The sequence below is a fragment of the Photorhabdus heterorhabditis genome (assembly GCF_001280945.1).
Classification (GTDB): domain Bacteria; phylum Pseudomonadota; class Gammaproteobacteria; order Enterobacterales; family Enterobacteriaceae; genus Photorhabdus; species Photorhabdus heterorhabditis.
Genome location: NZ_LJCS01000174.1, coordinates 1 through 1,191 on the forward strand (window position 1 = coordinate 1; position 1,191 = coordinate 1,191).

A 1,191-nucleotide genomic window follows, 5' to 3' on the forward strand; every position below is an offset into this window, starting at 1 on the left:
CAAAGGCGCATCAGGCCAGAATGGCGATATCCGCGTGCAGGGCAGCCAGTTACAGGCGGGTCAAGACCTGCAACTCAATGCCAGCCGAGACATCCAACTGAGTTCCAGCCAGAACACCGAACAGACTATCGGCAAAAACAGTAGCCACGGTAGCGCGCTGGGCGTGGGTGTCACCGCCGGCCCGGGCAGCACCGGCTTGACGGCGTCGGCCAATGTCAGTCGGGGCAACGGCCATGAAAATGGCAACGGGGTCAGTCACACGCACACCACATTAGAGGCGGGACAGACCGTTACCCTCAACAGTGGCCGGGACACCACGCTAAAAGGGGCACAAGTCAGCGGCGAACAGCTGACTGCCGAGGTGAAACGTCATCTGACATTAAGCAGTGAACAGGACCGCCAGCGCTATGACAGCCAGCAGCACAATGCCCGTGCCGGGGTCAATGCCACCGTGGGTCCGCAGCCGGACGGCACATTAAGCCTGAATGCCAGCCGCAGCAAACTCCACAGCCACTATGACAGCGTGCAGGAGCAGACCGGGCTGTTTGCCGGTCAAGGGGGTTATCAGGTGAATGTCGGCGACCACACCCAGCTGGACGGCGCAGTGATAGCCAGTGCTGCCGACAAAACCAAAAACACCCTCAACACCGGCACACTGGGCTTTAAAGATATTCAGAATCAGGCGGATTTTAAGGTTGAACAGCAGAGTGCGGGTATCAGCGTTGGCAAACCGACCGCTGGTCAGCGGCTGAACAATCTGGCAGTCAATGCACTGAGCGGTTCCAATAATCAGGGCCATGACAGCACCACCACCCACGCCGCCGTCAGTGACGGCACCCTGATTATCCGGGATAAGGCGCACCAGACGCAGGATGTCGCGACCCTTAGCCGCGACACCGATAACGCCGCCAATGTCCTGAGTCCGATATTTGATAAGGAAAAGGAACAACAGCGGCTGAAACAGGCGCAACTGATGGGCGAACTCAGCGCCCAGATGACCGAAATAGCCGGGACGGAAGGGAAAATTATCGCCACCCACGCGGCGAAAGCGAAACTGGACCATATCAGTGAACAGGATATTGAAGCTGCCAAAGCCACCCTGGCGAAAACGGGTCACGCCGACCCGAGCATGGAAGACATTAAAAGCCAAATCTACACCACTGCCTATCATCAGGCGCTGAATGACTCAGG

General features: G+C 57.9%; 1 protein-coding gene. It reads left to right on the forward strand.

Annotation, left to right across the window (positions count from 1 at the left end; genetic code table 11):
* Positions 1–1,191 (forward strand): hemagglutinin repeat-containing protein (locus AM629_RS21145; RefSeq protein WP_200905787.1); only part of this gene is annotated, 1,191 nt, incomplete at both ends.